The organism is Xanthomonas sp. LMG 12462, from assembly GCF_009192885.1.
Lineage (GTDB): Bacteria > Pseudomonadota > Gammaproteobacteria > Xanthomonadales > Xanthomonadaceae > Xanthomonas_A > Xanthomonas_A sontii.
The window spans coordinates 1-12,647 of the sequence record NZ_NMPP01000120.1 but is presented as its reverse complement, the minus strand read 5'-3'; the positions used below and the strand labels follow the sequence as shown (position 1 = coordinate 12,647).

The 12,647-nt window shown below is 71.2% G+C and carries 10 protein-coding genes and 1 pseudogene; 2 read left to right on the top strand and 9 right to left on the bottom strand.

Annotation, left to right across the window (positions count from 1 at the left end):
* Positions 1-52: 52 nt before the first annotated feature.
* The 9 genes from CEK69_RS20795 to CEK69_RS20755 all read right to left on the bottom strand — a co-directional run bounded on the left by CEK69_RS20795 (position 53) and on the right by CEK69_RS20755 (position 11,135).
* Positions 53-1,885 carry a DUF885 family protein gene (locus CEK69_RS20795; RefSeq protein ID WP_152247704.1) on the bottom strand — a complete coding sequence of 611 codons (1,833 nt, stop codon included), beginning with the start codon at positions 1,883-1,885 and terminating at the stop codon, positions 53-55.
* Complete coding sequence (locus tag CEK69_RS20790; protein WP_152247702.1) at positions 1,882-3,705, bottom strand: DUF885 family protein; 1,824 nt, start codon at positions 3,703-3,705, stop codon at positions 1,882-1,884. Before CEK69_RS20790 ends, CEK69_RS20795 begins: the two co-directional genes overlap by 4 nt.
* 82 nt (positions 3,706-3,787) lie before the next feature.
* On the bottom strand, positions 3,788-4,996 hold the full coding sequence (locus tag CEK69_RS20785; protein WP_152247700.1) for a Xaa-Pro peptidase family protein: 1,209 nt from the start codon (positions 4,994-4,996) through the stop codon (positions 3,788-3,790).
* A complete protein-coding gene (locus CEK69_RS20780; protein ID WP_152247698.1) occupies positions 4,993-6,585 on the bottom strand; it encodes an aldehyde dehydrogenase family protein in 1,593 nt (530 codons plus the stop codon). Before CEK69_RS20780 ends, CEK69_RS20785 begins: the two co-directional genes overlap by 4 nt.
* Position 6,586: 1 nt before the next feature.
* A complete protein-coding gene (locus CEK69_RS20775; protein ID WP_152247696.1) occupies positions 6,587-7,492 on the bottom strand; it encodes a dihydrodipicolinate synthase family protein in 906 nt (301 codons plus the stop codon).
* The gene (locus tag CEK69_RS20770) at positions 7,489-8,859 is read right to left on the bottom strand and encodes an FAD/NAD(P)-binding oxidoreductase (RefSeq protein WP_152247694.1); all 1,371 of its coding nucleotides are present in this window, start codon (positions 8,857-8,859) and stop codon (positions 7,489-7,491) included. The genes CEK69_RS20775 and CEK69_RS20770 overlap by 4 nt, the downstream gene beginning before the upstream one ends.
* Entirely contained in the window at positions 8,852-9,100 is a 249-nt protein-coding gene (locus CEK69_RS20765; protein ID WP_170268107.1) for a (2Fe-2S)-binding protein, read from the bottom strand. The genes CEK69_RS20770 and CEK69_RS20765 overlap by 8 nt, the downstream gene beginning before the upstream one ends.
* A complete protein-coding gene (locus CEK69_RS20760; RefSeq protein ID WP_152247692.1) occupies positions 9,097-10,197 on the bottom strand; it encodes an FAD-dependent oxidoreductase in 1,101 nt (366 codons plus the stop codon). Before CEK69_RS20760 ends, CEK69_RS20765 begins: the two co-directional genes overlap by 4 nt.
* A complete protein-coding gene (locus tag CEK69_RS20755) occupies positions 10,194-11,135 on the bottom strand; it encodes a 4-hydroxyproline epimerase (RefSeq protein ID WP_152247690.1) in 942 nt (313 codons plus the stop codon). The genes CEK69_RS20760 and CEK69_RS20755 overlap by 4 nt, the downstream gene beginning before the upstream one ends.
* A gap of 172 nt (positions 11,136-11,307) precedes the next feature.
* Between CEK69_RS20755 and CEK69_RS20750 the strand changes: the two genes are divergently transcribed.
* Together CEK69_RS20750 and CEK69_RS21385 are read left to right on the top strand one after the other, a co-directional pair.
* The gene (locus CEK69_RS20750; RefSeq protein ID WP_017911046.1) at positions 11,308-12,015 is read left to right on the top strand and encodes an AraC family transcriptional regulator; all 708 of its coding nucleotides are present in this window, start codon (positions 11,308-11,310) and stop codon (positions 12,013-12,015) included.
* Between the two features lie 410 nt (positions 12,016-12,425).
* Positions 12,426-12,647: pseudogene (locus CEK69_RS21385) on the top strand (hypothetical protein); the annotation flags it as partial.

Sequence of the window (12,647 nt, the reverse complement as noted above, 5' to 3'; positions counted from 1 at the left end):
CGCTTCGCGCCCCTTACCCTCACCCCAACCCCTCTCCCGGGGGGAGAGGGGCTTATTGCTTCGCCGCCTCCTTCGACCAAGGCGACTTCCCACCCTCGGCAATGAACCGGTCGATGCGCTGCTCCAGCACCGGCAGCGGCACCGAGCCCGTCTCCAGCACCGCGTCGTGGAACGCGCGGATGTCGAACTTCTCGCCCAGCGCCTGCTCCGCCTTGCGCCGCAGCTCCAGGATCTTCAACTCACCCAGGTAGTACGACAGCGCCTGGCCTGGCCAGGCGATGTAGCGGTCGACCTCGGTGGTCACCTCGTGCTCGCTGAGCGCGGTGTTGTCGCGCAGGAACGCCTGCGCCTGCTCCCGCGTCCAGCCGTCGTGGTGGATGCCGGTGTCGATCACCAGCCGGCACGCACGCCACATCTGGTAGGTCAGGTAACCGAAGCGGTCGTACGGGGTGTCGTACATCCCCATCTCCTGCCCCAGGTATTCCGAGTACACCGCCCAGCCCTCGCCATACGCGGAAATGAAGGTGTAGCGGCGGAAATCCGGCAGGTTGTCCTGCTCGGCCGCCAGTGGCATCTGCAGCGCATGGCCCGGTGAGGACTCGTGCAGGGTCAGCGCAGCGAGGTTGTACAGCGGCCGCGACGGCAGGTCGTAGGTGTTGACCAGGTAGATACCCGGGCCACCGCGGCCGCCGGTGTAGAACGGCGCCAGGTCCGCCGGCACCGGCTCGATCGCGAAGCGTTGCCGCGGCAGCCGGCCGATGTAGTCGCCGATCTTGCCGTCCACGCGCTTGGCGATCCACGCCGCGTCCTTGAGCAGCTCTTCCGGGGTCTTGGCGTAGAACTTCGGATCGGTGCGCAGGTAGTGCAGGAACGCCGGGAAGGTCTGCTGCCCCGGCGGGGTCTTGAAGCCGCTGTCGACGATCGCCTGGTCCATCTCCTTGCGCAGCCGCGCCACTTCCTTCAGCCCCACCGCGTGGATCTGCTCGGGGCTGAGGTCGAGCGTGGTGTATTCGCGGATCTGCGCGCGGTAGTACGCCGCGCCGTCGGGCAGCGATTCGGCGGCCAGCGCCGGGCGTGCCTTTGGCAGGTATTCCTCGCGCATGAAACGCAGCAGCTTGGCGTAGGCCGGCACCACCTGTTGGGCGATCGCCGTGCGCGCCTGCGCGCGCAACTGCGCCTGCAGCGGCGCCGGGATCGTCGCCGGCATCTGCTTGAACGGGGTGTAGAACAGATTGGTCTCGCCAGGCGCCTGCGCGACCTCGGCGATCGACTGGTCGCGGCCCTGCAGGGTCACTTTGGGCTGGGCGAAACCGCGCGCCAGGCCGGCGCGCATGTTGGCGATCTGCTCGTCGAAATAGCGCGGGATGTCGGCGAGCTGTCCGAGATAACGCTGGTAGTCCTCGCGGTTGCGCAGGGTGGCGCGCGCAGTGAACCCCAGGTCGCTCCAGAACGCGGAGTCGCTGTTGAACGGCATTTCCCAGGCGCGGAACCGCTGCTGGTCGAGCAGCACCTGCAGTTGCTGGCGATAAACCTGGTAGTTCACCTGGTCCTGCGCCGACAACTGCGCCGGGTCGATCGCATCCAGATCATGCAGCGTCTGCTGCCAGTAGGCGGTGCGCTGCGCCTGGGTGGCCGGATCGACCTTGGGCAGGTGATCGGCGGCCTGTCCCTGCGCGTCCTCGTCGTCGGCGCCGGCGAACTGCTCCTGGCGCCATTTCCACTCGCGCTGGTACAGCGCCTTGAAGCGCGCGCCGGCATCGCCGGCGGGGGCCGCGGCCGCCGGCGCGGCGATCTTTGCGGGCGCGGCGGCGGCAGCACCCTGCCAGGCCAGGGTGCACGCGATGGCCAGGGCCAGCGCCGTGCGCAGTCGGGAACGGGAGGTCATCGCGAAGTCTCCGAAGTGGCGGGGGTGCCGGCCTGAACCTGGGCGATCCAGGCATCGATGCGCGCGTCCAGCAGGTCCAGCGGCATCGCGCCGCCGCCGAGGATGGCATCGTGAAAGGCGCGGATGTCGAAACGATCGCCCAGCGCGCGCTTGGCCTTCTCGCGCTGCGCCAGGATGTCCAGTTCGCCGAGCTTGTAGCCCAGCGCCTGGCCCGGCCAGACGATGTAGCGATCGGTCTCGGCCTGGATGCTGGGCTCGTCGTCGGACGGATGCGCGTGGAAGAAGTCGATCATCTGCTGCCGCGTCCAGCGCTTGTAGTGGACGCCGGTGTCCAGCACCAGCCGGTTGGCGCGCAGCAGCTCGCCGGCCAGGCGGCCGTAGTCGCTGTACGGATCGCGGTAGAAGCCCACTTCCTTGCCCAGCCGCTCGGCGTACAGCGCCCAACCTTCCACGTAGGCGTTGTAGCTCGACTGCTGGCGGAACGGTGGCAGCGGCAGGGTCTGCGCCAGCGAGATCTGCAGGTGATGGCCGGGCACGCCCTCGTGATACGCGGTGGCCTCGATGTTGACCAGGGTGCGGTGCGCGTAGTCGCTGGTGTTGACCATCACCAGCCCGGGCTTGCTGCCCTGCGCATCGCTCTGCCAGTACTCGGCACCGGGCGCGGTGGCGCGGAACGCGGGCATCGCGCGGACCTCCAGCGGCGTCTTCGGCAGCGTACCGAACAACGTCGGCAGCTTCGGCTGCATCTGCGCGATGTCGTCGCGGTAGCGCTGCAGGATCTGCTCGGGCGAGGTGGCGAAGAACTTGCGATCATGGGCCACCGCCTTGCGTAGCGCAGCCAGATCGGCATAGCCGAGCTGCTTGGCGATGACGCCCATCTCGCCCTCGATGCGCGCGACCTCGGCCAGGCCGGTCTGGTGGATCTGCTCGGGCGACTGCTCGGTGGTGGTCTGGGTGTGGATCGCAAAGCGGTAGCGGCGCTCGCCATCGGGCAGCGACCACAGGCCTTCGTGGGTGCGGCCCTGCGGCGCATATTCGTTGGCGACGAAATCGGCCAGCTTGCGATAGGCCGGCCGCACCTGCTGGTCGATCGCCGCGATCATCGCCGCGCGCAGGCGCGGCCGCTCGGCCTCCGGCACCGCCGCGGGGAACTGCTGCAGCGGGAGCGCGAACGGACTGTCTGCACCGGCCGGCGCGGCGATCTCGCGCACCTGCGCGGGAATGCGCTCGAGCAGGTACTTCGGCTGCACCAGCCCGTCCCTGGCGCCGGCGCGCGACAGCGCCACCACCTGGTCGAGCAGCGCCGGGATCGCCTGCAGGCGCTTGATGTAATCCTCGTAGTCCTTGACGCTGGCGAAGGGGAACGCCTGCGCGTAGCCCGGCAACGCCACCTGGATGCCGCCGACCGGTTCCAGCGGCATCTCGTCGTTCTTCAGCGCGATCGCCTCCAGCCGGTCGCGCAACTGCCGCTGCATCATCTGCAGGCTCAACTGCTCCTGCGCCGACAGCGCCTTGCCGTCGATCGCGTCGAAGCGCGCCAGGAACGCAGTGGTGGCCTGGCGTTCGGCCTCCAGCGCGGCGAGCGAATAGTCGCTCCAGCGATCGTTGTAGCGGCTGTCGCCGATGATGCTGGCGAACTCCGGATGGTGTTCGAGCTGATACTGCCACTGCGCGTCGAGCAGCGCGGCGAAGGCCTGCGATGGCGAGGTGCTTGCCTTGGCCGGCGCCGTTGCCGCCGGCGAGGAAGGCGCCGACGGCTGACAGGCACTCAGCAGGGCCAGTGCCAGCATGCCGACGACGGGCAGACGTATGTGCTTCATCGAGGAACTCCGCAGGGCGGCACGCGCCCGTGACACACCGCGGCGGCCGCCGCGCAAACGTGGCAGGCGGCCGCCCTGCGCATCAGGCGAACGGCCGGTCGATCGCCGGCGACGGGGGCGTGAACCACTGCGCGCCGTCCTCGGTGACGTAGAAATGATCCTCCAGGCGCACACCGAACTCGCCCGGCACCACGATCATCGGCTCGTTGCTGCAGCACATGCCCGGCGCCAGCGCCAGCGCATTGCCGCGCACCAGGTACGGCGCCTCGTGGATGCTCATGCCGCAGCCGTGGCCGGTGCGATGCGGCAGGCCCGGCAACTGGTAGTCCGGGCCGAGCCCGGCACGCTGCAGCACCTTGCGCGCGGCCTCGTCCACCACGGCGCAGGCCACGCCCGGCCGCACTGCGGCGAAGGCCGCCGCCTGCGCGTCGTGCTCCAGTTGCCAGATGCGTCGCTGCTTCTCGCTGGGCTCGCCGAAGATGTAGGTGCGGGTGATGTCGGAGTGGTAGCCCTGCACGGTGCAGCCGGTATCGATCAGCACCAGTTCGCCCGGGCGCAGCGCCTGCACGCCGGGAATGCCGTGCGGATACGCGGTGGCATGGCCGAACTGCACGATGCAGAAGGTCGAGCCGTTGTCGGCACCGAGCGCGCGGTGCGCCTGGTCGATGAAGCGGGTCAGTTCCGCAGTGGTGATGCCTTCGTGGATCAGCCCGGCGGCCAGCCGCTGCACCTGCAGGGTCATGTCGCAGGCCTGCTGCATCAGCGCCAGTTCCGCCGGCGACTTGCGCATGCGGCAGCCGTCGACGATCGCCGCCGCATCGCGGATCGCGATCCGGCCCAGCACCGCCGTCAGCCCGGTATGCACCGCAAAGGCTACGCCCGGGTCCAGCGCCAGGCTCTGCGCGTCCAGTTCCAGCAAGGCCTCGGCGACCAACGCGTGCGGATCCTCGTGTTCCTGCCACAGGCGCTTGCGCACCGGCACCGACAGCACCGCGTCCAGCGAGCCTTCCTCGAACGCCGGGCAGATCAGCAGCGGATCGCCCTCGGCGGTGAGCAGCATCGCCACCAGGCGCTCGCTGGCGCCCCACGGCACCCCGGTGAAGTAGCGCAACGAGGCGCCAGCACCGATCAGCAACGCGTCGGCGCCGTGCGCGCGCATCAGCGCGCGCGCATTGGCCAGACGCTGCCGGTACTCCTGCTGTTGGATCGCCGGCGCGCGGTGCGGCCACGGCGCCAGTTGCGCGTGCGCCTGCTCCAGGGTCAACCCGCCGATCTGGGCCTGCTCGCTCATGCGCGCGGTTCCACGTCGGCGGTGCTCCAGCAGCCGTCGATCAAGCGCTGCACGCCGCCGGGATTGCGATCGCGCAGCAACGGCGGCAGCAGTGCGTCGGGCACGCCGTCGTAGCTGTGCAGCGCGGCGAAGCGGCGGATCGCCGCGGGCATGCCGACGGCAGTGAAGCCCGGATGGCCGGTGCTCGGATACGGGCCGCCATGGTTCATCGCCGGGCTCACCGCCACGCCGGTCGGCATCTTGTTGCAGATCAGGCGACCGACCCGCGGACGCAGCGCCGCGGCCAGCGCGGCGAAGGCCAAGTCGTCGCTGCCATCGGCGGCGCGATAGAGCGTGCCGGTGAGATTGCCCTCGAAGCTGCGCGCCAGGGCGGTCAACTGCCCCAACCCGCCGCCGCGCACGATCAGGCTGACCGGGCCGAACGCCTCGGTCTGCAGCGCCTCGGGCTGCTGCAGGAAGGCCTCGGCCGACACTTGCAGCAGGGTCGGCGCATGCCGATAGCCGGGGCCGGCATCGGCCTCGCCACCGGCCAGCACCGTGGCGCCGGCATCGCGCAGCATGCCCACGCTGCGCTGCAGATGCTCCAGCACGCCGCGCGAGAACAGCAGCGCCGGCGCAGCCGCGGCGAAATGCGCGGTGGCCGCGGCGACGAAGGCATCGCCGGCCTCGCCCTCGGGCACCACCACGATACCCGGGTTGGTGCAGAACTGGCCGCTGCCCATGGTGCATGAGGCGAAGAAATCCTGCGCCAGCGCCGCACCGCGTTCGGCCAGCACACCCGGCAGCAGGAACACCGGATTGACGCTGGACAGTTCGACATAGGCCGGCACGCCGGCGCGGTCGGCGGCGGCCTTCAGCGCCAGCCCGCCGGCGCGGCTGCCGGTGAAGCCGATCGCGCCCAGCCGCGGATCGCCGGCCAGCTCCAGGCCCAGCGTGCTGTCGAAGTGGTAGAGCAACTGCACCGTCGCCGCCGGCAGGTCATGCGCCAGCAGCGCCTGGTGCGCGAGCTGGGCCAGGCGCTGGCTGGTGGCCGGATGCGAGGGATGCGCCTTGGCGATGACCGGATTGCGCGCGGCGATGGCCGAGGCGAAATCGCTGCCGGCCACCGCGTTGAACGCGAACGGGAAATTGTTCGGGCCGAACACCAGCACCGGCTTATGCAACGGCCCCAGCTGCGCACGCAGGCCGGCCGCGGTGTCGATCACCGGCTGCGCCCAGCTGTGGCTGCGCGCCGCCTGCGCGGCCTGACGCAACTGCCCGCTGGCGCGCGGCAGTTCCACCTTGGCCAGGCGCGGCTCCACCGGCAGGCCGGTTTCGGCATGCGCCAGCGCCACCAGGCGCTCGACGTCGGCGTCGATCGCGTCCGCGTACGCATCCAGGAACCCGGCGATGCGTTCCGGCGCGGCCGCGGCCAGCGCATCGGCGCTCAGCGCCGCCGCGCTCAGCGCCGCTTCCAGGTCGGCGGCGCCGCTGATCGGGAACGACGGGCCGAACTCGCTCCCGTCGCGCGGGTCCTCGGCGCGGAAACTGCCGCGCTCTTCCAGCGAGGCCTGCCAATGGCCGGCCAGCAACAGCGGTTGCGTGCTCATCTCAGTGCCCAGGGTGGGTGGCGATGGCGTGGTCGATGACCTTCAGCGCGGCCTCGCGCTCGGCGCCTTCCAGCGCCAGCCGCGGCGCGCGCACGCGCTCGCTGCCCAGGCCGACCTTCTCCTGCACCAGCTTGATCAGCTGCACGAACTTGGGCACGGTGTCCAGGCGCAGCAGCGGCAGGAACCAGTCGTATAGCGCCTTGGCCGCCGGGTAGCCGCCGTCGCGGGCCAGCTCGAACAGCTTCACCGACTCCTTCGGGTAGGCGTTGACCAGGCCGGCGATCCAGCCCTTGGCGCCCATGCTCAGGCCTTCGACGATCGCATCGTCCATGCCCACCAGCAGCACCAAGCGGTCGCCGAGCAGTTCGCCCAGCGCGGCGAAGCGGCGCACGTCGCCGGAGGATTCCTTGACCGCCTGCAGGTTCGGGAACTCGGCGGCCAGCTCGGCGATCTGCGCCGGGCTGAAATCGGTCTTGTAGGCGATCGGGTTGTTGTACAGGATCGCCGGCAGGTCGGTGGCGGCGATCACCGCGCGCATGTGCGCGCCCATTTCGCGCCAGTCGGTGGAATACACGTACGGCGGCAGCACCATGAGGCCACCGCAGCCGACCTGCTTGGCCGCCTGCGCCAGGCGCACGGCCTCGTCGGTGGACAGCGCGGCGATGCCCGGCACCACCGGGATGCGGCCGTCGACCGCCTGCACCAGGGTCTTCAGGATCGCCAGCTTGTCGTCGAAGCTCAGCGTGGCCGCCTCGCCCAGCGAGCCCAGCGGCACGATCGCGGTGCAGCCGGCGTCGATCATCAGCTGCGCATGCTTGGCCAGGAACGCGTGGTCGATGCTGCCGTCGGCGTTGAACGGGGTGGTGATGGCCGGCAGCACGCCGTACCAGAAGGAAGCCTTGCTCATGGATGTACACCTTGTGGAGAGTTGCGAAGGGATGCCGCGCGCGACGGCGCGGCGCAAGCGGGGTCCGGAGCGGGGTCCGGACAGGGATGGGCCAGCGCGTCCAGCCGCGCCGGGAACAGCGGCGGCCGGCGGCCGTCGTCGGAGAAATCGGCGGCGCGCGCGGCCAGGCCAAGTTCGGTCAGCGCACTGCCGCAGATGCGGCCCTGGCAGGCGCCCATGCCACAGCGCGAGGCCAGCTTGGCGTCGCGCAGGTCGGCATGGCCCTGCAGCGCGGACAGCGGCACGTCTTCGCAGCGGCACACCAGCGTATCCGGCGCGGCCAGCGCATGGATGCGCGGGTCCAGCGCGAACTGGCGCTGCAGCAGTTCAGCGAAGGCGCGCGCGCGCCGCCGCTGCTGCTGCAGCGCCTGCGCAGTTGCGTCCTGGCCGGCGGCCAGGTGGCCGGCGATGGCGCCTTCCACCCGCGCGCAATCGCGCCCGCCGATGCCCAGCGCCTCACCGGCGGCATAGACGCCGTCGACGCTGGTGCGCAGTTGCGCATCCACCGCCACGCACGGATGCGCGCCGCTGCGGCCCAGGCGACAACCCAGCAGTTGCGCCAGTTCCACGTTCGGCACCAGGCCGTAGCCCACCGCCAGTTGATCGCAGGCGAGACGGCGGCGGCCGCGCGGGCCGTCGAGTTCCACCTCCTGCACGCGGCCCTCGCCATGCGCGGCCAGCACCACGCTGCCGGCGTGGTAGCCGACCCCGGCCAGCTGCGTGCGCAGCGCCAGCGCCTGCAGCGCCTTGTCCGGCCAGCGCAGCGGCAACTGCGCGGCGAACGCGGCCAGCGCGCGCCACGGCGCCTGTTCGACGATGCCCAGCACCTGCGCGCCGTGGCGATGCAGCGTCGCCGCCGAGGCCAGCAGCAGCGGCCCACTGCCGGCGACCAGCACGCGCCGTCCGCGCAGCGGCCAGCCCTGCTTGGCCAGCGCCTGGGCGCCGCCGGCGCCGGTCACCCCGGGCAGGGTCCAGCCCGGGAACGGCAACAGCAACTCGCGCGCGCCGGTGGCCAGCACCAGCGCGTCGTAGCCCAGCCAGCGCGGGCCATCGGGGCCATCGGTGAGCAGTTGCCGGTCCTGCGCCAGCAATACCTGGGTCTGCGGCAGGAAGGTCACCGCACTGGCCAGAAGCTGCGCCAGGGTGCGCGCGGCCAGGCGCGGCGGCGCCTGGGCCACGTCGTGGCGCCAGATCTGCCCGCCGGCACGCGCCTGCAGATCGACCAGGCCGACGCGGCGGCCATGCCCGGCCGCCGCCAGCGCCGCCGCCAGCCCGGCCGGCCCGGCGCCGATCACCAAGACCTCGAAGTGGGTGCGCGGCTCAGCCATCGGTCCACACCTGCATGCCGTCGCGCGCCGGGGTGATGCAGGCGCGCAACTGGCCGACGCGGTCGATGCGCACCCGGCACTCGGCGCACACGCCCATGCCGCACAGCGGCGCGCGCGGCTGGCCGCTGCGCGAGCGGCGGAAATGCGTGGCCACCTGCGCCACCGCCGCGGCCACGCTGCTGCCATCAGGCACTTCGACGTCGCGGCCGTCGACCTGCAGGCGCAACATGCGCGCACTCATGCCAGCGCCCGCGCCGGCGCGTACGGCGCCGCGTCGATGGCCGTGGGCCGCTGCAGCAACTGGTCCAGCAGCAGGCGCGCACTGCCCAGCGCCGTCGTCACGCCCAGGCCCTCGTGGCCGGCTGCGACCCACACGTCGCGCCGCTCCGGCACCGCGCCCAGGTACGGGCGCCCGTCCGGCGTGGCCGGACGCAGGCCGGTCCACACCCGGATCGCCTGCAGTTGCCGCAGGCCCGGCAGGAACGCGAAGGCGCGCTCCAGCATCCGCTGCAGCATCGGCATCGACACCGCGCGGTCGGTCGCATCGAATTCGCGCGAGGAGCCGATCAGGAGTTGCCCGGTCGGCCGCGGCTGCACGTTGAACGCCACGCTGCTGCCGTCGCTGCCGTGCGCGCTGTCGGCGTAGCCCAGTTCCAGCAATTGATGGGCGACGAAGCCCGGATAGCGGTCGGTGATCACCAGTTGCCCTTTGCGCGCGCGCATCGGCAGTTCCGGCAACAGCTCCGGCACGGCGCAGCCGGTGGCGACCAGCACCGGGCCATGCAGCGCGCTGCCGTCGTCCAGACGCACGCCGGCATCGGCCAGCGCAGTGGCGCGACGCCCGGCGTACAGCTGCGCACCGGCGGCGCAGGCACGCTCGACCAGGTAGCGCGCCATCCGCGGCGGATACACCACCGCCTCGGCGGCCACGCGCATGCCGCCGGCCAGGCCCGGCACCAGCGCCGGCTCCAGTTGGTACAAGCGCTGCGCATCGAGCGCTTCGGCGTGCACGCCGGCCGCGGCCAGGCGCTGGATCTTGGCCGGAATCGCCTCCAGTTCGCGCGCCTCGCGCGCCACCCACAGCGTGCCGCAACGGCTGAACTCGGCCTCCGGCAGCGGCGCGAATTCTTCCCACAAACGCAGCGAGTACGCCGACAGCGCCAGTTCCGCCGGATCGTCGTCCATCGCCACCAAATGCCCCATCGCTGCGGCGGTGGAACCGCCGCCGATGCTGCCCGACTCGACGATCGCCACGCGCAGGCCGGCGGCCGCCGCCGCATCGGCGCAGGCCGCGCCGACGATGCCGGCGCCGACGACGATCAGGTCGAAACCGCTCATGCGGCGCCGATGCCCCAGGCGAACGGATCCTGCGGATCGATCGACAACTGCGCGCGCGCAGTGATGTAGGCCTGCCCGGTGATGCGCGGCAGTACCCCGCGCGCACCGGCCGTGTAGCTGCCCTCGAACACGCTGCCGAGGATGCCCTGCTGCCGCCACACCTGGCCCGGCGCCAGCTTGCCGTCGGCGGCCAGGCACGCCAGCTTGGCGCTGGTGCCGGTGCCGCAGGGCGAGCGGTCGTAGGCCAGACCCGGGCACAGCACGAAGTTGCGCGCATCGGCGCTGGCGTCCGGCGCCGGCCCGTTGATCTCGATGTGGTCGATCTCGCCACCGTCGGCGCCGCGGATGCCGGCCGCCTCCAGTGCCAGCCGCACCGCCTCGGTGTAGGCGGTCAGCGCGCGCTGGTGGCGCAGGTCCAGCGCGCACGGCGTCTGTTCGGTGATGAAGAACCAGTTGCCGCCCCAGGCGACGTCGCCGCGCACGCGCCCGTACTCGGGCACCTGCACTTCGACGCCGGTGGCATGGCGGTAGCTCTCGACGTTGTCGACCGAGACGCGGCCGTCGGCGTGCAGTTCCACGCCGACCGTGCCCACCGGCGTCTCGATGCGGTGCGTGCCCGCACTCAGCCGGCCCAGCTCGGCCAGCGTGCGCACCAGGCCGATGGTGCCGTGGCCGCACATGCCCAGGTAGCCGACGTTGTTGAAGAAGATCACCGCCGCGCAGGCATCGGCGGCCACCGGCGGCAGCAGCAGCGCGCCGACCATGGTGTCCGAGCCGCGCGGCTCGCAGGCGATGGCGCTGCGCCAGGCGTCGAAGCGCGAGCGGAACAGCTCCCGGCGCTCGGCCAGGGAACCGGTTCCCAGATCGGGGAAGCCGGAGACGACGACACGGGTCGGTTCGCCGGCGCTGTGCGAGTCGATGACATCGAGTGTATGCATGGAGCCATGCTCACATTCGGCACCGCCGCCGGCTAGCAGCGTTTGCCTGTCGCCAATGCGGAAGTTCGCACAACCCGGCGACGCCCCAGGGCGCCGACTTAGGCTAGCATCGGCATTCGGGGGACGCGCGGCGGCGCGCCCGCACCGCCGCCCACTTCCGCAGGTGAACGCCATGGACACTCTGATTTCGGCACTGGAACTGCAGACGCTGTTCGACGCCCTGCCGGACGTGGTGTTCTTCGTGAAGGACCGCGACGGCCGCTACACCCACGTCAACCTGACCCTGGTGCGGCGGCTGGGCAAGAAGTACCGCGCCGACCTGATCGGCAAGTCGGCCGCGGACGTGTTCCCGCTGCCGCTGGGCGGCAGCTACCTGATGCAGGACCGGCGCGTGCTGTGCGGCGAGGTGATCGAGAACCAGCTGGAAGTGCACTTGTTCCCGAACCGCACCCCCGGCTGGTGCCTGACCTTCAAGCGCCCGCTGTGCGAGGGCGAGGAGGTGATCGGCGTGGTCGGCATCTCCCGCGACCTGGGCCAGCCGGACAGCCGCCATTCCGCCTACGAGCGCATCAGCCGCGCCATGGAACACATGCAGGCGCACTACGGCGACAACCTGCGCGTGCAGACCCTGGCCGACCTGGCCGAGCTGTCGGTGGCGCAACTGGAGCGGCACTTCCGCCGCGTGTTCCAGCTGACCCCGCAGCAACTGCTGACCAAGATGCGCATCGAAGCGGCGATGCGCCTGCTGCACGGCGACGACAGCATCGCCAGCATCGGCCAGTTGTGCGGCTTCGCCGACCAGAGCGCCTTCGCCCGCCAGTTCAAGGCCACCGTCGGCATGACCCCGCGCGACTACCGGTCGATGAAGGGCAAGCTGTGAAGAGCTGGGAATGGGGAATGGGGAATCGGGATTGGTTTTTTGGCTGAATGCGGGCGTTGGGATCGCGACGCTGTTGAGGCTGTCACAGGAGCAGTTTCGACTCCCCAGGAACACCCGCGCCCACAGTGACAAGCCCCTCTCCCTCCGGGAGAGGGGTTGGGGTGAGGGTGCGGCGGAGCCATTGCGTCGAAAAACCATGGCAATTCCGCAACTGCACCCTGCGACTGTGCTTCAGTGGGCACCCGCCTGTCGCGGCTGATCCCGCAAAGGGCCAGGAACCGCGCCTGGCGCGACACACGCAGTCGCGACGCCCGAAGCCCACCCCGCCAACCATCCCGGCCCACCCCCGCTGCACCGGCCGCTCAGGTCGCAAGTGGTAGCATTCTTCGTTTCCGGTCCACGCGTCATCCATGGTCAGCCTATTCCGCCGCAACAAGCCCCAGGACAACGCCGGCGAGAGCCGCACGCAGCGCTACAGCATCGAGGAACTGGCCGCCGCCTTCCCCAAGCCGGCAAGCGCCGAACCCGCTGCGCCTGCGCCGTCGGCGCCGCCCATCGCTGAGACAGCGCCTGCACGTTGCGTTCGGCGACCGGCGCGGGCGTCGGTTCCCGGGTGGTGGCGGGTGCGGGAG

Bases quoted from the DNA above. Each gene is read 5' to 3' on its own strand.
- CEK69_RS20795 (WP_152247704.1), bottom strand. From the start codon at position 1,885: ATGACCTCCCGTTCCCGACTGCGCACGGCGCTGGCCCTGGCCATCGCG.
- CEK69_RS20790 (WP_152247702.1), bottom strand. From the start codon at position 3,705: ATGAAGCACATACGTCTGCCCGTCGTCGGCATGCTGGCACTGGCCCTG.
- CEK69_RS20785 (WP_152247700.1), bottom strand. From the start codon at position 4,996: ATGAGCGAGCAGGCCCAGATCGGCGGGTTGACCCTGGAGCAGGCGCAC.
- CEK69_RS20780 (WP_152247698.1), bottom strand. From the start codon at position 6,585: ATGAGCACGCAACCGCTGTTGCTGGCCGGCCATTGGCAGGCCTCGCTG.
- CEK69_RS20775 (WP_152247696.1), bottom strand. From the start codon at position 7,492: ATGAGCAAGGCTTCCTTCTGGTACGGCGTGCTGCCGGCCATCACCACC.
- CEK69_RS20770 (WP_152247694.1), bottom strand. From the start codon at position 8,859: ATGGCTGAGCCGCGCACCCACTTCGAGGTCTTGGTGATCGGCGCCGGG.
- CEK69_RS20765 (WP_170268107.1), bottom strand. From the start codon at position 9,100: ATGAGTGCGCGCATGTTGCGCCTGCAGGTCGACGGCCGCGACGTCGAA.
- CEK69_RS20760 (WP_152247692.1), bottom strand. From the start codon at position 10,197: ATGAGCGGTTTCGACCTGATCGTCGTCGGCGCCGGCATCGTCGGCGCG.
- CEK69_RS20755 (WP_152247690.1), bottom strand. From the start codon at position 11,135: ATGCATACACTCGATGTCATCGACTCGCACAGCGCCGGCGAACCGACC.
- CEK69_RS20750 (WP_017911046.1), top strand. From the start codon at position 11,308: ATGGACACTCTGATTTCGGCACTGGAACTGCAGACGCTGTTCGACGCC.